Annotated in this window: 17 protein-coding genes; 15 read left to right on the plus strand and 2 right to left on the minus strand. The window is 71.0% G+C overall.

The genetic code is table 11. The features are described 5' to 3' along the window. The first annotated feature begins 128 nt into the window (after nucleotides 1-128). The 10 genes from ACIBJC_RS07040 (at nucleotide 129) to ssuE (ending at nucleotide 10,117) form a co-directional block, all read left to right on the plus strand. The gene (locus tag ACIBJC_RS07040) at nucleotides 129-563 is read left to right on the plus strand and encodes an RrF2 family transcriptional regulator (protein ID WP_399289036.1); all 435 of its coding nucleotides are present in this window, start codon (nucleotides 129-131) and stop codon (nucleotides 561-563) included. Next, nucleotides 560-1,507 carry a DsbA family protein gene (locus ACIBJC_RS07045; protein WP_399289038.1) on the plus strand — a complete coding sequence of 316 codons (948 nt, stop codon included), beginning with the start codon at nucleotides 560-562 and terminating at the stop codon, nucleotides 1,505-1,507. The genes ACIBJC_RS07040 and ACIBJC_RS07045 overlap by 4 nt, the downstream gene beginning before the upstream one ends. A 463-nt stretch (nucleotides 1,508-1,970) precedes the next feature. Further along, on the plus strand, nucleotides 1,971-3,539 hold the full coding sequence (locus tag ACIBJC_RS07050) for an ABC transporter substrate-binding protein (protein ID WP_399289040.1): 1,569 nt from the start codon (nucleotides 1,971-1,973) through the stop codon (nucleotides 3,537-3,539). A 66-nt stretch (nucleotides 3,540-3,605) separates the two neighbouring features. Beyond that, on the plus strand, nucleotides 3,606-4,634 hold the full coding sequence (locus ACIBJC_RS07055) for an ABC transporter permease (protein ID WP_399289042.1): 1,029 nt from the start codon (nucleotides 3,606-3,608) through the stop codon (nucleotides 4,632-4,634). A gap of 3 nt (nucleotides 4,635-4,637) precedes the next feature. Beyond that, nucleotides 4,638-5,528 carry an ABC transporter permease gene (locus ACIBJC_RS07060; RefSeq protein WP_399289044.1) on the plus strand — a complete coding sequence of 297 codons (891 nt, stop codon included), beginning with the start codon at nucleotides 4,638-4,640 and terminating at the stop codon, nucleotides 5,526-5,528. Beyond that, nucleotides 5,525-6,397: an ABC transporter ATP-binding protein gene (locus ACIBJC_RS07065; RefSeq protein ID WP_399289046.1), complete on the plus strand. Its 873-nt coding sequence runs from the start codon at nucleotides 5,525-5,527 to the stop codon at nucleotides 6,395-6,397. The genes ACIBJC_RS07060 and ACIBJC_RS07065 overlap by 4 nt, the downstream gene beginning before the upstream one ends. A gap of 32 nt (nucleotides 6,398-6,429) precedes the next feature. Next, entirely contained in the window at nucleotides 6,430-7,281 is an 852-nt protein-coding gene (locus ACIBJC_RS07070) for an ABC transporter ATP-binding protein (RefSeq protein ID WP_399289810.1), read from the plus strand. Nucleotides 7,282-7,313: 32 nt separating this feature from the next. Next, a complete protein-coding gene (locus ACIBJC_RS07075) occupies nucleotides 7,314-8,684 on the plus strand; it encodes an LLM class flavin-dependent oxidoreductase (RefSeq protein ID WP_399289048.1) in 1,371 nt (456 codons plus the stop codon). Nucleotide 8,685: 1 nt separating this feature from the next. Next, a complete protein-coding gene (locus ACIBJC_RS07080) occupies nucleotides 8,686-9,450 on the plus strand; it encodes an alpha/beta hydrolase (protein WP_399289050.1) in 765 nt (254 codons plus the stop codon). A 109-nt stretch (nucleotides 9,451-9,559) separates the two neighbouring features. Then, nucleotides 9,560-10,117, plus strand: coding sequence for an NADPH-dependent FMN reductase (ssuE, locus tag ACIBJC_RS07085; RefSeq protein WP_399289052.1), 558 nt, complete (start codon nucleotides 9,560-9,562; stop codon nucleotides 10,115-10,117). A 69-nt stretch (nucleotides 10,118-10,186) separates the two neighbouring features. On the opposite strand, the gene katG is transcribed toward ssuE, so the two are convergent. Continuing rightward, complete coding sequence (katG, locus tag ACIBJC_RS07090) at nucleotides 10,187-12,424, minus strand: catalase/peroxidase HPI (protein ID WP_399289055.1); 2,238 nt, start codon at nucleotides 12,422-12,424, stop codon at nucleotides 10,187-10,189. A gap of 508 nt (nucleotides 12,425-12,932) precedes the next feature. Between katG and ACIBJC_RS07095 the strand changes: the two genes are divergently transcribed. Both ACIBJC_RS07095 and ACIBJC_RS07100 read left to right on the plus strand, forming a co-directional pair. Next, entirely contained in the window at nucleotides 12,933-13,343 is a 411-nt protein-coding gene (locus ACIBJC_RS07095; RefSeq protein ID WP_399289057.1) for a Fur family transcriptional regulator, read from the plus strand. Between the two features lie 56 nt (nucleotides 13,344-13,399). Beyond that, on the plus strand, nucleotides 13,400-13,831 hold the full coding sequence (locus tag ACIBJC_RS07100; RefSeq protein ID WP_399289059.1) for a PPOX class F420-dependent oxidoreductase: 432 nt from the start codon (nucleotides 13,400-13,402) through the stop codon (nucleotides 13,829-13,831). A 62-nt stretch (nucleotides 13,832-13,893) separates the two neighbouring features. Here ACIBJC_RS07100 and ACIBJC_RS07105 read toward each other — a convergent pair whose 3' ends face one another. Next, nucleotides 13,894-15,294 carry a GDSL-type esterase/lipase family protein gene (locus ACIBJC_RS07105; RefSeq protein ID WP_399289061.1) on the minus strand — a complete coding sequence of 467 codons (1,401 nt, stop codon included), beginning with the start codon at nucleotides 15,292-15,294 and terminating at the stop codon, nucleotides 13,894-13,896. A gap of 278 nt (nucleotides 15,295-15,572) precedes the next feature. Between ACIBJC_RS07105 and ACIBJC_RS07110 the strand changes: the two genes are divergently transcribed. From ACIBJC_RS07110 to ACIBJC_RS07120, 3 genes are all read left to right on the plus strand, one after another. Further along, the gene (locus ACIBJC_RS07110; RefSeq protein WP_399289063.1) at nucleotides 15,573-16,115 is read left to right on the plus strand and encodes a glutathione peroxidase; all 543 of its coding nucleotides are present in this window, start codon (nucleotides 15,573-15,575) and stop codon (nucleotides 16,113-16,115) included. Between the two features lie 97 nt (nucleotides 16,116-16,212). Then, complete coding sequence (locus ACIBJC_RS07115) at nucleotides 16,213-16,950, plus strand: GntR family transcriptional regulator (RefSeq protein ID WP_399289065.1); 738 nt, start codon at nucleotides 16,213-16,215, stop codon at nucleotides 16,948-16,950. A 163-nt stretch (nucleotides 16,951-17,113) separates the two neighbouring features. Then, a complete protein-coding gene (locus tag ACIBJC_RS07120) occupies nucleotides 17,114-18,796 on the plus strand; it encodes a purine-cytosine permease family protein (protein WP_399289067.1) in 1,683 nt (560 codons plus the stop codon). Nucleotides 18,797-18,839: the final 43 nt, after the last annotated feature.

The following is an 18,839-nucleotide window of genomic DNA, read 5'->3' on the forward strand; positions in this document are numbered from 1 at the left end:
TCAAGAGGTGTCCTTTGGGCTTCACCTGCGGCAATGTTCCCGCAACGAACCGGGGGAGGCGACGGAAGCCCACCGGGAGCCCATCGGAAGTCCTCGCCCCCGACCGGCCGTCCGGGCATGATGGGCGCATGCATATCTCCGCGAAGGCGGACTACGCCACGCGGGCTCTTCTGGAGCTCGCCCGTGAAGCCGGCCGTCCGCTCACCTGCGAGGCCATCGCCTCCTCGCAGGACATTCCGTTCCGGTTCCTGAAGTCCGTGGTGGGCGAGTTGCGGAAGGCCGGCCTGGTGCGCAGCCAGCGCGGCTGCGAGGGCGGGTACTGGCTCGGCAGGCCCGCCGAGGAGATCACCGTCCTGGACATCGTGCGCGCCGTCGACGGTGAAGTGATCACCCTGCGCGGCGAGTCGCTGGCCGGGCTCGACTACCCGGGCCCCGCGGCGGGCCTGCCCAGGGTGTGGCGGCAGGTCGAGGCGGACGCGGTGGCCGTGCTGGGCGGACTGGCCCTGGCCTCGCTGCTGCCCGCCGACGAGGCGGGACGGCGCCCCAGGATCGGCGCCGCGTGACGGGCGCACCGCAGCCGCCTCTGGTGGAGGTGGTGGAGTACACCGACCCCCTGTGCCCCTGGTCCTGGGGATCGGAGCCCGTTCTCCGCCGGCTGCGGGAGGCGCTGGCCGGCCAGGTCCGCTGGCGACGGGTGTACGCCATCCTCTTCGACCACGACGACGACCCGGCACCCGACCCGGCGGCCGAGACGGCCTGGTACGCGCGGTACGTCGCGGAGGTCGCCGCGCACACCCTGGCCCCGCGCGCGGTCCGGCTGAGCCGCGTGGCGGCCAGCTCCTGGCCCTCCTCGCTCGTCGCCAAGGCCGCGGAACTCCAAGGCCCCGCGGTGGCCGAGCGGGTGCTGCGGCGGCTGCGGGAGACCGTCTTCGTCCTCGGTGAACCGGCGGACACCACCGCGCTGGCGCTGTCCGCGGTACACGGGGTGCCGGATCTGGACCCGGCGCGGCTGGCGGCCGACGCCGCCCGCGCCGACGTCCTGGAACGCGTACGCGCCGACCGTGCGGAGGCGCGCCGTCCGGTCCCCGACGTACGGTCCGTGCGCGGCGGATCGCCGCATCCCGGCGCGGCCAAGGAGACCGCCGACGGCGGATACCGCTACGCGCTGCCGACGCTGCTGGTCCGGGCCCCCTCGGGATACCGCGCCGTACCCGGCCTGCGGTCCTTCGAGGAGTACGCGACGGCCGTCGACGCGGTCGGCCCGGGGCTGCTGAAGGCCGCCGGGCCGCTCTCCCCGGCCCAGGCGCTGGAGCGCCACCGGAGCCTGACCGAACCCGAGCGGCCATGGCTGGCGGAGGGCGCCTGGCCGCCGCCGCACGCGGTCCGGGTGGACACCGGGAACGGCCCGCTGTGGCTGCATCCCCGGGAAGCCGCGGTGCATCCGGCCACCCGTCGCCCGCTTCCGCAGGGCCCCGACCCCGAGGCCGGAGACCGTTCCACCGAATGAGACACCAATTGGTGTCCATTGACAGCCCCTGACGGTCGGCCCCAGGATGTGCAGCATGCTCACGACGCATCCCGGTGTGGTGTGCCGCTACGTGGACCTGCGGCGCACCTCCAGCGCACTCTGTCGCTGACCACCCGCCGCCGCTCCCGGCCCTCAGGCACCGCCTGACTCCCGCCCGCGGCACCGGCGTTCCGCCGGGCCTCGCCCGCAGCCGCGCCTCCGCCTCCCTCTCCGCGTTCCGTCGCGCACCGTCTCCGTACCACCGGTCCGTCTCACGGGACCGTCGTCCCCTGTCGCCGGAACAGCGCCCGCCTCGCGGTGCTTCGACACCTCCGGTCGACGCCTCCGGCGCCATGTCCGTGTGGCCACGCGCCGGTGGTTCGCGTGGATTCGTCCAGAGCTGTCCCCGTCTCCCGATCCCGTATGCCTGTCTCGGTCCGGGACCCGCCACAGAAAGAATGAGATGTCCACACGCGTCACGATCCGCCGCCCCGGCCGGGCCCGGCCCGTCCGGAAGGCCGGCGGCCTGCGGGTCAAGGCCCTCGGAACCGCCTTCGTCGCCCTGCTCGCCCCCGCCCTGAGCGGCTGCGGCGGCGACGCCTCCTCCGCGACCGGCAGCGCGACACTGAAGTGGGCCTCCTCGTACTTCCCGACCCACTGGGACCCGGTGGTCTCGGGCAGCGGCGCCCAGTTCCGGGAACTCGCCCTGGTCTACGCCTCGTTGACCCGCACCGACGAAAAGGGGCAGGCGGTTCCCGACCTCGCGAAGAGCTGGGAGTACAACGCCGAGGGCGACCGGATCACCTTCCATCTGCGCCCCGGCCTGAAGTTCAGCGACGGGGAGCCGGTCGACGCCGCCGCCGTGAAGACCGCGATCGAACGGGCGCAGAAGCAGAAGAACTCCGCGCTCTTCGGCGACCTGACCTCGATCAGGTCGGTGGACGCGAACGGACTGGACGCGGTCCTCCATCTCACCCAGGTCGACTACCAGATCCCGCAGTTGCTCGGTGAGCGCGTGCTCCAGATCTCCAGCCCCAAGGCGGCCGGAACGCCGGAGAAGCTGGACCAGAACCCCGTCGGCGCCGGGCCGTTCGTCGTCCAGCAGTTGATACCGGGCACCAAGGCCGTCCTGAAGAAGAATCCGGACTACTGGGACGCGAAGAACATCCACATCGACAACGTCGAGCTGATCTCGGCCCCGGACGCCTCGACGGTCGTCTCCGGACTGCGGACCGGCGTCTACAACTTCGCGGACATCGAACCGAGTCAGGCGGACGCGGCCGAGAAGGCCGGGCTCGACGTCTTCGTCCAGCCCGGCTTCAACGCCTCCAACATCAGCCTCAACATCAACAAGGCGCCGTTCGACGACGACAGGGTCGTCGACGCCGTCCGGCACGCGATCAAGCGCGAGGAGTTCGTCGACAAGCTGACCTTCGGCCACGGCGAGTCGACCGACCAGCCGTTCCCGAAGGGGAACGTGGCCTACGACCCGAAGGCGGCGGACTCCTTCCCGTACGACCCGGCGAAGTCGAGGAAGCTCCTCGCCGAAGCGGGCCACCGGGCCGGTGACATCAAGCTGGACCTGGTCATCCCGGCGGAGGATCCCCAGGCCGAGATCGTCCAGTCGCAGTTGGCCGCCGTCGGCATCAAGGTCACCATCAAGGTCGACAAGAACTGGGCCACCCCGTTCTTCGCCAAGGACCTGACCTTCTCGCTGTACTCGACCACGGGCCGCGACTCCGCGGTGCAGACCCTGACCGCGCACTTCGGTCCCAACGGCCCGCTCAACCTCAGCACCCCGTACGAGCCGCCCGGTTTCGCGGCGGCCGTCGCGAAGGTCCGTCGGACCCCGCTGGACGCGCCGGAGTACCCGGAGGTCCTGCGGGCGGCGACCCGGGCGGGCCTCGGGAGCAAGGCGCTGGTCTTCACGTACTCCTCGCCGAACCTCTTCGCCAAGAGCGGGTCGGTCTCCGGCCTGCCGAAGAACCCGGCCCACATCGACTGGACCGGCGTGACCCTGTCCGGGAACTGACATCCGCCCGCTCCAGAGCATGCGCCCACCCCAGAACACCTGTTCACCCCAGATAGGGGGTACCCCATGACGACGACCGCACCCGTGGTCACTCCCGCCCGCCGTCGCGGGGTCGTCGCGACCAGGACGCGGCACGCGCTGGGCCGCGTCCTGGTCGCCCTCGGCCGGTCGGCCGCGATCTTCGTGCCGGTGTTCCTGGTCGCGACCTTCGTGACGTTCGCGCTCCGGTCGCTGAGTGGGCTCAGCCCGGCGCGGATCCAGCTCGGCGAGCAGGCGACGCCCGAGGCGATCCAGCGGATCGAGGCCCAGTGGGGTCTCGACAAGCCCTTTCTGACCCAGTACTGGCAGTGGTTCACCGATGTCCTGCACGGACAGCTCGGTACCAGTTGGGTCAACGGGGCCGACATCTCCACACTCATCGGCCTCGGCCTGGGGGTGAGCCTCTCGGTCGCGGTCCTCGCCCTGATCATCGGAGTGGTCGTCGGCTTCCTCCTCGGCACACTGGCCGCGGTACGGCGCACCACACCGCTCGACCGGGCGATCACCGGATTCGTCACCGTGATCTCGGTGATGCCGGCCTTCGTCGTCGGCATCGTGCTGGTCACGGTCCTCGCGGTCGGCCTCGATCTGTTCCCCTCGGCCGGCTACGTACCCGCGGAGCAGGGGATCGGCCCGTGGCTCGCGCACATCACGCTTCCCGCGCTCGCGCTGAGCTTCGACGTCATCGCCGACGTCGCCCGCCAGCTCCGTACCAGCCTCGTCGCGGCGTACAGCGAGAACTACGTGACGGGCGCGGTGGTACGGGGGCTGGGGCCGCGGCGGATCTTCTTCGGCCATGTCCTGCGCAACGGCCTCGGGCCGGCGCTCGCCACCCTCGGCCTCAAGTTCCCGTCCCTGGTGGGCGCCTCCGTCGTCACCGAGTGGATCTTCGGTCTCCAGGGCTTCGGACGGTTCGCCAACGACTCCGCCCAGGCCGGTGACGTACCGGCGGTGCAGGGCGTCCTCGTGGTGTCGATCGTCCTGGTCGTCACCTTCAACCTGATCGTCAACCTGGTGCTGGCCCGTGTGACGCCGGCCGCCCAGCGAGGGGTGTGAAACATGGTGCGTCGCGTCTTCGCCCTGACGTCCGGCAGGATCGCCGTCTCCCTCCTCGTCGTTATCGCGCTGCTGGCGGTTCTCGGCCCCTGGCTCGCTCCGCACGATCCCCTGGCCACCAGTGACCACACGCTCGCGAACCCCGCGGGCGCCCACTGGCTGGGTACGGACCACCTCGGCCGTGATGTGTTCAGCCGCCTTCTGGACGGCTCGCGCATCAGTGTGCTCGGTTCGCTCGAAGTCGCGCTGACGGCGCTGGCCGTCGGCGCGGTACCGGGCATTCTCTCCGTCTACCTGGGCCGGGGCTTCGAGTGGCTCACCCTCCGCCTGGCCGACACCCTGGTCGCCCTGCCGTTCCTGCTGTTCGCCGTCGCCGTGATCGCGCTGCTCGGCAACGGCATCACCCAAGCCATGCTCGTCACGGGCGCGTTGGTCTCGCCGCTCTTCTACCGGGTGTCCCGCGCCGCCACCCTGGCCGTCGCGCGCTCCCCGTACGTGGAGGCCGCGCTCATCTCCGGCGCCTCCATCGGCTGGGTGGTGCGCCGCCACGTCTGGGTCAAGGTGCTCCCGCCGCTCGCGGTCGCGCTCGCCCAGACCATCGGCGTCGGGTTCGTCATCGTGTCGAGCCTGACGTTCCTCGGCATCGGCGTCCAGCCGCCCGCGCCCACCTGGGGCGGTCTGCTCGCCTCGGACCTGGGCTATCTCAGCCACCAGCCGTGGGCACCGCTGGCGCCCGCACTGCTGATCATGGTCACCGTCTGGGCCTGCAACCTTCTCGCCGACGCGATCCGCGATGTCTCGGGCGAGGCGGGCCGAGCGCTGGTCAACCACCGCAAGGCCCGTGCCGGGCGCCGCGACCACGCCCGTCCCGTCTCCGCCGGAGGTGCCCGATGACCACACTGTCCCACCACACCGTGCCCGAACAGGCACAGGAGGCAGGCCCGACGGCTCCGCCGGTGCTCGCGGTCCGCGACATACGGATCAGCGACCGGGCCACCGACCGGGAGATCGTCCACGGGGTGAGCTTCACACTCACGCCCGGCAAGGCCGTCGGCATCGTCGGCGAGTCCGGCAGCGGCAAGACCCTCACCTGCCGTGCGGCGCTCGGCATCCTTCCCCCGCACTTCGAGGTCACCGGCGGCTCCGTCGAGATCGCCGGCACCGACATCGCGACCCTGACGCCCCGCCGGTGGACGGCCCTGCGCGGTGCCACGATCGGCGCGGTCTTCCAGGACCCGGCGTCGTACCTCAACCCGGCGATCCGCGTGGGCGCCCAGATCGCCGAGGTCGTCCGGGTCAAGAAGGGGCTGAAGAGGCGCGAGGCACGCCACCGCGCCGTCGAACTGCTGCGGGCCGTACGGCTGCGGGACCCGGAGCTGGTCTACGACCGGTACACCTACGAGCTCTCCGGAGGCATGCTCCAGCGCGTCCTGATCGCGGCGGCCATCGCCGCCGAACCGCGGGCGCTCATCGCCGACGAGGCCACGACGGCGCTCGACGTGACCGTCCAGGCCGAGATCCTCGACCTCCTCGCCGAACTGCGCGAGCGGACCGGTCTGGCGCTCGTGGTCGTCTCCCACGATCTGGCCGTCGTCGCCCAGGTGTGCGACGAGGTGCTCGTGATGCGGGAGGGCGACGTGGTGGAGCACGGCCCGACACGGTCGGTGCTCTACGACCCGCGCCATGCGTACACCCGGCTCCTCATCGCCGAGCACGACCAGTACGGCCTGGAGAAGTTCCTCACTCCCAAGGAGACATCGTGACCGTCGAACTCCCCGCAGCGGCGGCGGCGACGATGGCGGCGCCGGCCGGCCGTACGGAGACCACGGAGGCGGTCCTGGACGTCACCGGCCTCGACGTGCACTACGGCCGGGGCCCCGGGCGCCACCACGCCCTGCGCGGCGTCTCGTTGAGCGTCGCACCCGGCGAGACCCTCGGCGTCATCGGCGAGACGGGTTCGGGCAAGTCCACGCTCGCCCGCGCCGTACTCGGTCTGGTGCGCGCCTCGGCCGGATCGATCGTCGTCGACGGCGAGGACGTGCGGACGTACGGCAACCGCCGGTGGCGCGCCCTGCGCCGCCGCGGCGTGATCCAGTACGTCTTCCAGGACCCGCTGCGCAGCCTCGACCCGGATCTCACCGTCGAGGAATCCCTGACCGAGCCGCTGCTCGTCCAGGGCGTTCCACGCAAGGAGGCGGCCGGGCGGGCCCGCGTCCTTCTCGCACGGGTCCGCCTCGCCGAGGAACTGCTCGACCGACTGCCCGGAGAGCTCTCCGGCGGCCAGCGGCAGCGGGTCGCCGTGGCCCGCGCGCTGGTCACCGAGCCCCGGCTGGTCATCCTCGACGAGCCGGTCAGCGCCCTGGACTCCGCCAACCGCGTTCAGGTCCTGGAGATCCTCAAGGAACTCCGCGCCACCGGGGTGGCCCTCGTCCTCATCTCCCACGACCTCGGATCCGTCGCCGGGACCGCCGACCGTATCGCCGTGCTGTACCGGGGCGAACTCGTCGAGTCCGGCCCCGCCCACGAGGTCATCAACCACCCGCGCCACGCCTACACACGCCTGCTCGTCAGCTCCGCCCCCACCCTGCGCACGGACCCCGTCGACCGGGCCGAACGCGAAGCCCTGCGCGCCCTGCTCGACGCCTGAGCGGCCCGGCGTACCACTGAGAGGAACGAACCATGTCCCGCAGGATCCACCTCGCGTTGCACCCGTACGGTGTCGGCGGCCCCGGCCAGCACGGTCTCTGGAAGGACCCGCGCGTCGCGAAGAACGCCAGCATCGACATCAACTACTACATCCGGCAGGCCCAGGCGGCCGAACACGCCCTCTTCGACGCCCTGTTCGTCGTCGACAGCCAGTTCATCAACGCCACCTACCCGGCCCACTACCTCAACCGGCTGGAACCGCTCACCCTGTTGTCCGCGGTCGCCACCCACACCCGGCACATCGGCCTGGTCGGCACCGCGAGTTCGACGTACAACTCCCCGTTCAACCTTGCCCGCCGCTTCGCCTCGCTCGACCACATCAGCGGCGGCCGGGCCGGCTGGAACGTGGTGACCAGCTTCGACACCGGCACGTCCAGGAACTACGGACTCGACGAGCACCTGGACTACGCCACCCGGTACGGCCGCGCCCTGGAGTTCGTCCAGGTGGCCCGCGGCCTGTGGGACTCCTACGAGGACGACGCCTTCCCCGCCGACGTGGCGCGCGACGTCTTCCTCGACCCGGCCAAGCTGCACGCGCTCGACCACGCGGGGGAGCACTTCAAGGTCGCCGGACCGCTCAACCTCTCGCGCTCGCCGCAGGGCCAGCCGGTCATATTCCAGGCCGGGGTCTCCGAGGAGGGCCGCGATCTCGCCGCGCGGGTCGCCGAGGGCATCTACGCGCCGGGCGGCTCACTGGCGCAGGCGCGGGAGTACTACGCCGACATCAAGAAGCGCACCGCCGCGTACGGACGCGACCCCGAGCACATCAAGATCTTCCTCCACGGCGGCCCGGTCGTCGCCGCGACCGACGAGGCCGCGCTCCGGCGTGAGCGCGAGATCTTCGAGGAGGACAACGACTTCGACCGCAATCTCGCGCTCCTCGGTCGCTCGTTCGGCGCCTACGACTTCAGTGCGCACGATCTGGACGCGCCGTTCCCGGACGTCGCCCACCTCGCGGAGAACGGGGGACGGACCGGCGCCGGGAAGATCATCGAGCGGGCCGCAGCAGGAAACCTGACGCTCCGTCAAGTGGCCGAATCACTCGGCGAGTTCCGCCGGTCGCCGTTCGTCGGGGCGCCGGGGACGGTGGCCGACCGCATCGAGGAGTGGTTCGGCGCGGGCGCCTTCGACGGCATCAACCTGGCCTTCCGCACCGACGAGGACCTGAGCCTCTTCGTCGACGGCGTCGTGCCGATCCTGCGCGAGCGCGGGCTGTTCCGCACCGAGTACGAGGCCGACACCCTGCGCGGCAACCTCGGCCTGCCGGTCCCCGCCAACCGTCACACCGACGAGCGCCGGCCGACCTCCGCCCCCGACCCTCGATCCGTACCAACAGGAGCATGAGTTGAGCGAGTACACCGACCATCACGGTCCCGACGGCCTGCGCACCCGCGGCACGATCATCGTGGTCCCCGGCCGGGGAGAGACCCGGGCGGCCTACACCCGGTTCGGCCGGCGGCTCGCCGCCGACGCGTACCGCGTCCGGGTCATCGACGCCCCTGACCTCGACGCCGACGACCCGGCCGGCTCACTGACCCGCTTCGGCGCCCGCCTCGCCGAAGCCGTCGAGGGCACCGCGGGGCAGGACGGTGTCGTCCGCCCCGTCGTGCTGGTGGGGGCGGACACCGGCGCGGTCGCCGTCGCCGCCCTCCTCGGCGGGGAGGACTCCTCCGACCGGCGGCCGGACGCCGTGGTTCTCGCGGGCCTTCCGGGCCATGCCGCCACCCGCGTCGGCGCCTGGGACCACGAACTCGACGTACGCACCTCGTGCCCCGCCCATCGGGCCACGCTCACCGACGACCCCCTGATCCGGCGGGGCTCGCTCGACGACGCGGTGCCCGACGTACTGCTCACCGCGGCGTACGGGGGCGACATCGGCGTCCCGGTGCTGATCCTCGTCGGCGACGCCGATCCGCTCGCGGACCGCGACGCGCTCGTCCGTACCGCCACGTCCCTGCCCCGTGCCCGTCTCTCGGTGGTCCGCGGCGCCCACCACGACGTCCTGAACGACCTGCAGCACCGTTCGGTGGCGGCGGAGACCGTCACCTTCCTGGAGACGCTGCGCGACGACCTGGTGCCGTTGATCACGGTGCGGTCGAGCGCGTGGTGACCACGCCGTACGACGGGCGCTCCGGCGAACCGCCCCGGCCCACTCGGCCCACCCGCCTCACCCGCTCCTTCCGCTCCCTCTGAACCCCGAACCGGAAAGGTCCCCTCACATGGCCGTCATCCTGTCCGTCTCCGGAAGCCCTTCCGCCACCTCCCGCACCGCACGCCTCCTGCGCCATCTGGACGACCGGCTCCGGCACCAGGGCCACGACGTGACCTCGCTGGAAGTCCGGAGCCTGCCCGCCGAGGCGCTGCTCGGCGCCGACTTCCGGCACCCCGCCGTCGTCGAGGCCACGGCGCTGTTCGAACGGGTGGACGGTGTGGTGATCGGCACGCCCGTCTACAAGGCCGCCTACTCCGGGCTGCTGAAGTCCCTGCTGGACCTGCTCCCTCAGTACGCCCTGGCCGGCAAGACGGTGCTGCCGCTGGCCACCGGCGGCAGCACGGCCCACGTCCTCGCCATCGACTACGCGCTGCGCCCGGTGCTGAGTTCCATGGGCGCCTCGCACATCGTCCCGGGCTGGTTCACCCTCGACAAGGACATCACCGTCGGCGAGGACGGGAAGCTGACGGTCGCGCCGGGCTCCGCCGAGGCCCTGGCGCAGGTGACGGACCAGTTCTCCGCCGCGCTGGGCGGCCGTCGGACGGTGCTGGCCGCCGCCGGCTGAGCGGCGGCGGCCAGCACCGTACTGATACGCGTCCGGGCCGGCCGCTGAAGGCCGGCCCGGACAGGGTGATCAGACGAGGTCGAACCGGTCCAGGTTCATGACCTTGTTCCACGCGGCGACGAAGTCCTTCACGAACTTCTCCTTCGCGTCATCGCTCGCGTAGACCTCCGCGACCGCCCGCAGCTCGGAGTTCGACCCGAAGACCAGGTCGGCGCGGCTGCCGGTCCACTTGACCTCGCCCGTGGCGTCGCGGCCCTCGAAGGTGTTCGCGTCCGCGGACGTCGCCGTCCACGTCGTGCCCAGGTCGAGCAGGTTGGCGAAGAAGTCGTTGGTCAGCGCCCCGGGGGTGGCGGTGAGGACGCCGAGCGACGACTGCTGGTGGTTCGCGCCCAGGACGCGGAGGCCACCGACGAGGACCGTCATCTCGGGCGCGCTCAGGTTGAGCAGGTTCGCCCGGTCGATCAGCAGGTACTCGGCCGGCAGCCGGTTGCCCTTGCCGAGGTAGTTGCGGAAGCCGTCGGCGGCCGGTTCGAGCGCGGCGAACGACTCGACGTCCGTCTGCTCCTGCGACGCGTCCGCGCGGCCCGCCGTGAAGGGGACCTCCACGTCGAAACCGGCGTCCTTGGCGGCCTTCTCGACGGCCGCGCCACCGGCGAGCACGATCAGGTCGGCCAGGGAGACCTGCTTGCCGCCGGTCTGGGCGTCGTTGAAGGTCTTCTGAATTCCCTCCAGGGCGCGCAGCACCGTCGCGAGCCGGTCGGGGTCGTTGACCTCCCAGCCGTTCTGCGGTTCGAGGCGGATACGCGCACCGTTGGCGCCGCCGCGCTTGTCGCTGCCGCGGAAGGAGGAGGCCGCCGCCCACGAGGCGGACACGAGCTCGGACACCGACAGACCGTGGCTGAGGACCTGGCTCTTGAGGGAGGCGATGTCACCGGCGTCGACCAGCTCGTGCGTCACCGCGGGGAGCGGGTCCTGCCACGGCAGCTCCTCGGCCGGGACCTCCGGGCCGAGGTAGCGCACGACCGGGCCCATGTCGCGGTGGGTCAGCTTGAACCACGCGCGGGCGAAGGCGTCCGCGAACGCGTCGGGGTCCTGGTGGAAGCGGCGCGAGATCTGCTCGTAGGCCGGGTCGAACCGGAGCGAGAGGTCCGTCGTGAGCATCGTCGGGGCGTGCGTCTTCGACGCGTCGTGGGCGTCGGGGACGGTGCCCGCCCCGGTACCGTCCTTCGGCCGCCACTGGTTCGCGCCCGCGGGGCTCTGGAACAGCTCCCACTCGTAGCCGAACAGGATCTCGAAGAAGCTGTTGTCCCAGGTCACCGGGGTGTCTGTCCAGATGCCCTCAAGGCCACTGGTGATCGCGTCGCCACCCTTGCCGGTGCCGAACGAGTTCTTCCAGCCGAGGCCCTGCTCCTCGATCGAGGCGCCCTCGGGGTTGGCGCCGACGCTGTCCGCCGGGCCCGCGCCGTGGGTCTTGCCGAAGGTGTGACCGCCCGCGATCAGGGCGACCGTCTCCTCGTCGTTCATCGCCATCCGGCGGAAGGTCTCCCGGATGTCGCGGGCCGCGGCGAGCGGGTCCGGGTTGCCGTTGGGGCCCTCGGGGTTGACGTAGATGAGGCCCATCTGGACCGCGCCGAGGGGGCTCTCCAGCTCACGGTCGCCGGTGTAGCGCTCGTCGTCGAGCCAGGTGGTCTCGGGACCCCAGTAGACGTCCTCGTCGGGCTCCCACACGTCCGCGCGACCGCCGGCGAAGCCGAAGGTCTTGAAGCCCATCGTCTCCAGGGCGACGTTGCCGGCGAGGATCATGAGGTCGGCCCACGAGAGCGCCTGGCCGTACTTCTTCTTGACCGGCCACAGCAGACGGCGGGCCTTGTCGAGGTTTCCGTTGTCCGGCCAGCTGTTGAGGGGGGCGAAGCGCTGCTGGCCGGCCCCGCCACCGCCGCGGCCGTCGCTGATCCGGTAGGTGCCCGCGCTGTGCCACGCCATACGGATCATGAACGGGCCGTAGTGACCGAAGTCGGCCGGCCACCAGTCCTGCGAGTCCGTCATGACAGCCGCGATGTCCTGTTTCACGGCCGGGAGGTCAAGGGTCCTGAACGCCTCGGCGTAGTCGAACTCCTCGCCGAGGGGGTTCGCCACGGCGGGGTTCTTGGCGAGGATCTTCAGGTTGAGCCGCTCCGGCCACCACTGGCGGTTGCCGCCGCCCTGAGTCGGGTGCGGGGCCCGCCCGTGCACGACCGGGCAGCCGCCTCCGCTCCCCTTGTCGTCCTTCTTCGCGTCTACGACGATTTCATCATGGTTCTCAGACATCGGAATCCTTCCGGACCGGGTGGATCGTGGTGCTCAGAAACAACGTGGTGCTCAGGAACATCGTGGTGCTCAGGAACTGCGAGCGGTGGGAACAGCCGGGGCACGGGCCCCGGTGGTGGTCCCCGACGCCCCGCCGCGGGTGAGCGCGTGGAGAGCTTCGTACACGACTTGAGGGAGACGTGGTCCATGCGAACGCGCCCCCCGGGGAGGTGATCGCCGTGACGCCGGGACGGTGGCCGTTCCGGACGGTCGCGGGCGGTGCGCCGGGAGCGGCCGTCACCGGCAGGCCGGCACCGCGCGGTGCCTCGGCGGTGGTCCCGTCACGTCTCTGTCTCCTGCCGTACTGGAGTCTTCCCGTCCCTTGGCTATCGCCGGAACCGATCCTACAATGGACAGAGTCTTAGTCAAGAAGAACGTCAAACCACACGTCAAACCCCTGTCCGATCAGGACCCGGGCGCCCACCGGTAAACTCCGGGTGTCCCACCAAACCTGAATAGGTGAACCGATATGAGTGACCTGCTGGAGCGACTGCGCGGGCGTGGCTGGCGGATGACGTCCCAGCGACGTGTCGTCGCGGAGGTCCTCGACGGCGACCACGTACACCTCACGGCCGATGAGGTGCATGCCCGCGCGGCCCGGCGGCTGCCCGAGATCTCCCGGGCGACCGTCTACAACACGCTGGGCGAGATGGTCTCCCTCGGTGAGGTCGTCGAGGTCTCCACCGACGGCCGCGCCAAGCGCTACGACCCCAACGCGCACCACCCGCACCAGCACCTGGTGTGTTCCACCTGCGGCACCATCCGCGACGTCCACCCGACGGGCGATCCGCTGGCCGACCTTCCCGCGGGGGAACGGTTCGGCTTCACGGTCTCCGACGTCGAGGTCACCTACCGCGGTGTGTGCCCGTCCTGCGTTTGAGTGCTCTTGGCAAGGGACGGGAATAACGGGCATCCCGCGGTGACTTGGGCTGGGACATGACCACTACCCCGTTCCATCCGCGCACGCTGCTCGCGGACAGCCGGCTCGGTGTCCTCGCCACGATCAAAGCGGACGGCCGCCCCCAGCTCTCCCCCGTCATGCCCTTCTACGACCAGGAGGCGGACGTCATCCACGTCTCGATGGCCGAGGGGCGGGCCAAGACGGCGAACCTGCGCCGGGACCCCCGGGTCGCGCTGGAGGTCACCGGACCGGACGGGGCGGCCTGGGCCACCGCCGAAGGCATCGCCACCCTCACCGGGCCGGGGACCGACCCGCACGGCCCCGAGGTCGAGGCGCTGGTGCGCTACTACCGCGTCGCCGCCGGGGAGCATCCGGACTGGGACGAGTACCGCGCGGCGATGGTCTCCGAGCGCAGGGTGCTGATGACGATGACGGTCGACCACGTGTACGGCGCCCGGATCCGCTGACCGAGCGCCGGGGCCGGGCGGGGCGAGGCGTCCGCCCCTACTCCCCGGCCCCGGCGCGCTCCTTACGGAACCTCGGTTCGCGGTGGGGCGGACGGCGCCGGGGACCGCCCGGTGAGCATCCACAGGGGTACGTAGTCGGCGATCGCCCGCTGCCCGGCGATGTTCGCGTGGATGCCGTCGCCGGTGTCGTAGTCGAGGCGGACGCGGTTGGGCTGGAGCGGGTCCTTCAGCACCTGATCGAAGTCGATCACGCCGTCACACGCACCTGAGCAGGTGCTCCCCTTCCTGACAACGGTGTTGACCGCGTGGCGGTCGAGATCGTTCTGATCGGTGTACGAGGCACGCGGGGTGATCGGTGTGACGTACACCTTGATCCCGGCCTCGCGGAGCCGCCGGAAGACCGTGTCGTAGCTGTCGAGGATCGCGGCCGCCGTGCAGCCGTTGGCCAGGTCGTTCGTGCCGTAGTAGTAGATGACGCCCGTGACGCCGTGCAGCGCCAGCACATCGCGGTCCAGCCTGGCCGGCCCGTCCAGGCCCGCGAGCTCGCCGGGGGTGCGGGGGCACGCGTCGGAACTCGTCGTTCCGCTGATCCCCGCGTTGGCCACCGCCAGGCGGATGTTCGGCGGGAGTTCATCGGTGATCCGCCGCGCCAGCACATCGGTCCACCGCCGGTTCGTCCCGGTCTCCGTGCATCCGGGGCCGCAGTGGGTGCTGCCCACGCCGTCCACGACGGAGCTGCCGAAGGGCACGACCGTCCCCTTGAGGGCGGGGTTGCGGACATCGACGGCGCTGACCAGGAGGGTCGAGGTCACCGTCTCCGTGTAGGGGGCACCGGAGCGGTCGTCCGTATGGTCGCCGGAGTTCACCGGCGTCAGATAGTTGTCGCGCAGCCCCGTCACATGCTGTCCCGGGACGACCGGCCCGGGGACGAACATGCTGACCGCCACGTTCTGTTGAGGGTGCGTCAGCAGCCGGGTGGCGTCGCTCCACACCTCGCCGCCCGGCGGGATCGTGACCGCGCGTCGGCCCTTGAAGGTGACCGGTACGGTGCCGCCGACGATCGCCGCTCCCTCCCCGCCGCGGCCCACGGTGACGCCGTCGACCGTGAGCGGCGTCCTGCCGAAGGTGTTCTGGACCCGGATGCGCAGTGCGTCGCCACCCTGGCTGAGGTGGGTGATCATCCGTACGGACTGGTGGGTCAACGTCCTGGTGGCGAGGGCCTGCTGGGACTGGGCCCAGGAGGTGAACCAGGAGCGTCCGGCCTGCGCGGCGCCGCTCGCGGACGCTGGCCCGGACTCCGATAGGGCCGTCGACACGGAGGAGGACGCGGAAGAGGAAGAGGACGAGAAAGAGGACGCGGAAGACATGGCGGAGGGCACGGAATCCGTGAAGCCGGCCATGGTGAGGACGAGGGCCATCGAGACGACGACGCGCTTCACGTCGCTGGTGCGCGGTCTGAACATCGGCGCGATTCCTTCCCGGTCCGCGGCCGGGAAGGCCACGCTGCGTGACATGGGGGAGTACCGAGGGCGGCGCGTGACTGTCGGGACGGCTGGGATCAAACCACCTGATCGTCCCCGAAGAGGCTCCGCCGCGCCAGCGTCGTGACAGGATCCGCCGCGACGGCCGCCTGCGGAGGCCCGCCGGGCCGTGTCGGTTACTGTCCATGCGGTCATCACATGAATGGGTACGGGTGGCGCGGCAGGCCCGCGCTCCCGAACGAGACCACGAGGAGCGCCACATGGGCGTGCACGACTTCGACGTCACCACCGCGGACGGCACCAGCCGCCGGCTCGCCGACCACGCGGGGCGTGTCCTGCTGATCGTCAACGTCGCCAGCAAGTGCGGACTGACGCCGCAGTACGAAGGACTGGAAGCCCTTCACCGCGAGTTCGGGGCGCGCGGTCTCGATGTCCTCGGCTTCCCCTGCAACCAGTTCGGCGGCCAGGAGCCGGGCACCGACGCGGAGATCCAGGAGTTCTGCTCCGTCACGTTCGACGTCACCTTCCCCGTCTTCGGGAAGGTCGACGTCAACGGCCCCGGGGCGGCACCGCTCTTCGCCCATCTGCGGAGCGAGGCGCCCGGCGACTTCGGCCCCGCCAACGGCTTCCTGTACGAGCACGTCAAGAACAGCCGGCCCGAGGCGATCGGCACCGACGAGGTCAAGTGGAACTTCACGAAGTTCCTCGTCGGCAGGGACGGTGGCGTGCTGCGCAGGTACGAGCCCACCGTCACGCCCGAGGAGATCCGCGCGGACCTGGACGGGCTCCTGCTCCCCGCCTGAGCCGAGGGCCCCGAACCCCGGAAATCAGAAACTCCGAAACAGCGCCTTCACACAGGAGGCGTCGGCGGGAAACAGGCCGTTCCTACCCTTCCACGTCATGGATACGGGCCTGTATACGCCGCCGGACACAGGGCCCGCCGTACCGGACGGTGCGGCGGCGCCCCCGCACCGTGAGCGGGTTTACGCACGGCTGCGCGAGGACCTGCTGGCCGGCCGGATCGGGCCGCGCGAGCGGCTGGCCGAGGTGCGGCTGGCCGACCGGTTCGGGGTCTCCAGGACGCCCGTACGCGAGGCGATGGCGCGGCTGCTGGCCGACGGTCTGATCGAGCGGGCCGACGGGGGGTTCTTCCCGACCGTGCCCAGCCTCACGCAGTTGCGGGATCTGTACGAGCTCAGGGCCACCCTGGAGCTGCGCGGCATGGCGCGGGCCGTCGAGGACGGCTCCGTACGGCACGATCCCGGCCTCCTCGACGCGGAGCTGCGGCGCTGGTACGCGCTGCGGGCGGACCCTCCGCCGCCGGATGCCCGGTTCGTGGTGCTCGACGAGGAGTTCCACACCGCCCTCTCCCGGGCCTCCGGCAACCCGGCGCTGACCGAGGCCCTGGTGACGGCCTCTCAGAGGATCCGTCGGGTACGGATGTACGACTTCCTCAGCGAGGACCGGGTCGCGTCGACCATCGCCGAGCACATCGAAATCATGGAACTGGTGCGGGACGGCCGCCTCGACGAGGGATACCGGGCGCTGCACAGCCATGTCGGTGGCTCCCTGGCCGCCGTGATGGAGCGCGCCGAACGGGCCCTGACCCAGATGGCCCTCCACGCGGACCGTATCTGACCCCGCGCCCCCCCACACATCGCCCCAGCCCCAGCCCCAGCCACACCCGTACCCGTACCCGCAACCGCACCCGCACCCGCACCCGCACCCGTCCGCTCCCCGCATTTCCCCGCAGCACCCCGCACCACCCCCCACCCACCTCACTCTCCCCAGGAGGCGCGGCATGAGCAGCGAGCCACAGCTCATAGCTCCCACCAGTGACCAGGAGCCACCCACCGCACGGCCGGGCGGCGATCAGGCGGCCGGCGAGACGCTGGAGGACTACACCCTCCGGTTCGCCCCGCGCAGCTACCGCCGCTGGACGCCGATGGTCGTGGCGACCACCGCGCTCGGCGGGATCGCCTATCTCGCGGACTTCTCCATCGGCGCCGGTATCGGCCTCACCCACGGCACCGGCAACGCGCTGGCCGCGATCGCCGTCGCCGCGGCCGTCATCTTCATCACCGGTTTCCCGCTCGCCTATTACGGCGCGCGGTACAACATCGACCTCGACCTGATCACCCGCGGCTCCGGTTTCGGCTACTACGGGTCCGTCCTGACCAGCGTCATCTTCGCCAGTTTCACCTTCATCTTCTTCGCCCTCGAAGGCTCGATCATGGCGCAGGGGCTGAAACTCGGCTTCGGACTGCCGCTGTGGGCGGGGTACCTGGTCTCGACGCTCATGGTGATCCCCCTGGTCATCTACGGGATGAAGGCGCTCAGCAAGCTCCAGGTGTGGACGACTCCCGTGTGGCTGCTGCTGATGGCGGGGCCGCTGATCTATCTGATCGTCACCGACCCCGGCACGGTGGACCGCTGGCTGGCCTATGCGGGGACCGACGGCGACGGGGGCGTCAACACCGCCTCCGTGCTGCTGGGGGCCGGGGTGTGTCTGTCGCTGATCGCGCAGATCGGCGAGCAGATCGACTATCTGCGCTTCATGCCGCCCCGGACCGACGCCAACCGCCGCGCCTGGTGGACGGCCGTGGTCATGGCCGGTCCCGGGTGGGTGGTGCTGGGCGCGCTGAAGCAGGCGATGGGCGTCTTCCTGGCCGTCTACATCCTCTCCGAGGTGGGCCCGGTGGCGGCCACCGAGCCCATCCAGCAGTTCCGGGGCGCCTTCGACGCGATGATGCCGTCCTGGCTGGTGGTCCCGCTGGCCGTGGTCCTCGTCGTGATCAGCCAGATCAAGATCAACGTCACCAACGCCTACTCGGGCTCGCTGGCCTGGACCAACTCCGTCACCCGGGTCTCGAAGCACTACCCGGGCCGGATGGTCTTCGTCCTGGTCAATCTGGCGTTCGCGCTGATCCTGATGGAGGCCGACATGTTCAGCTTCCTCAACAGCATCCTGGGCTTCTACTCCAACTGCGCCATCGCCTGGGTCGTCACCGTCGCCACCGACATCATGATCAACAAGTATCTGCTGAAACTCTCCCCGCACGCCCCCGAGTTCCGCCGGGGCATGCTGTACGCCGTCAACCCGGTGGGCGTGGTCTCCTTCGTCGCCGCCTCCGGGCTCTCCATCGCCATGTACTTCCACGCGCTGGGCGACACCCTCCAGCCGTACTCGCCCGTCGCCGCCGCGCTGATCGCCTTCGTCCTCACCCCGCTGATGGCCGTGGCCACCAAGGGCCGTTACTACCTGCGGCGCGCCGACGACGGGATCGACGAGCCGCTCCTGGACGCCGAGGGCAACCCCAGCGGGACCGTCCACCCGTGCCATGTCTGCCGCCAGGAGTTCGAACGGCCCGACCTGGCCGCCTGCCACACCCATGGCGCGATGGTCTGCTCGCTGTGCCTGAGCACCGACAAGATCGGCGACCACGTCCTTCCCGCCGACCCGGTGGCCGGACGGGCCGGATAACCCGGGGACGTCCGGGTGAACGCGGTCAGCTCTGCCCCGCCTC

This window comes from Streptomyces sp. NPDC050509 (genome assembly GCF_044457965.1).
Classification (GTDB): domain Bacteria; phylum Actinomycetota; class Actinomycetes; order Streptomycetales; family Streptomycetaceae; genus Streptomyces.

Coding starts and splice junctions, on each gene's coding strand:
- ACIBJC_RS07040 (WP_399289036.1), top strand. CDS start 129: ATGCATATCTCCGCGAAGGCGGACTACGCCACGCGGGCTCTTCTGGAG.
- ACIBJC_RS07050 (WP_399289040.1), top strand. CDS start 1,971: ATGTCCACACGCGTCACGATCCGCCGCCCCGGCCGGGCCCGGCCCGTC.
- ACIBJC_RS07055 (WP_399289042.1), top strand. CDS start 3,606: ATGACGACGACCGCACCCGTGGTCACTCCCGCCCGCCGTCGCGGGGTC.
- ACIBJC_RS07060 (WP_399289044.1), top strand. CDS start 4,638: ATGGTGCGTCGCGTCTTCGCCCTGACGTCCGGCAGGATCGCCGTCTCC.
- ACIBJC_RS07065 (WP_399289046.1), top strand. CDS start 5,525: ATGACCACACTGTCCCACCACACCGTGCCCGAACAGGCACAGGAGGCA.
- ACIBJC_RS07070 (WP_399289810.1), top strand. CDS start 6,430: ATGGCGGCGCCGGCCGGCCGTACGGAGACCACGGAGGCGGTCCTGGAC.
- ACIBJC_RS07075 (WP_399289048.1), top strand. CDS start 7,314: ATGTCCCGCAGGATCCACCTCGCGTTGCACCCGTACGGTGTCGGCGGC.
- ssuE (WP_399289052.1), top strand. CDS start 9,560: ATGGCCGTCATCCTGTCCGTCTCCGGAAGCCCTTCCGCCACCTCCCGC.
- katG (WP_399289055.1), bottom strand. CDS start 12,424: ATGTCTGAGAACCATGATGAAATCGTCGTAGACGCGAAGAAGGACGAC.
- ACIBJC_RS07095 (WP_399289057.1), top strand. CDS start 12,933: ATGAGTGACCTGCTGGAGCGACTGCGCGGGCGTGGCTGGCGGATGACG.
- ACIBJC_RS07100 (WP_399289059.1), top strand. CDS start 13,400: ATGACCACTACCCCGTTCCATCCGCGCACGCTGCTCGCGGACAGCCGG.
- ACIBJC_RS07105 (WP_399289061.1), bottom strand. CDS start 15,294: ATGTTCAGACCGCGCACCAGCGACGTGAAGCGCGTCGTCGTCTCGATG.
- ACIBJC_RS07110 (WP_399289063.1), top strand. CDS start 15,573: ATGGGCGTGCACGACTTCGACGTCACCACCGCGGACGGCACCAGCCGC.
- ACIBJC_RS07115 (WP_399289065.1), top strand. CDS start 16,213: ATGGATACGGGCCTGTATACGCCGCCGGACACAGGGCCCGCCGTACCG.
- ACIBJC_RS07120 (WP_399289067.1), top strand. CDS start 17,114: ATGAGCAGCGAGCCACAGCTCATAGCTCCCACCAGTGACCAGGAGCCA.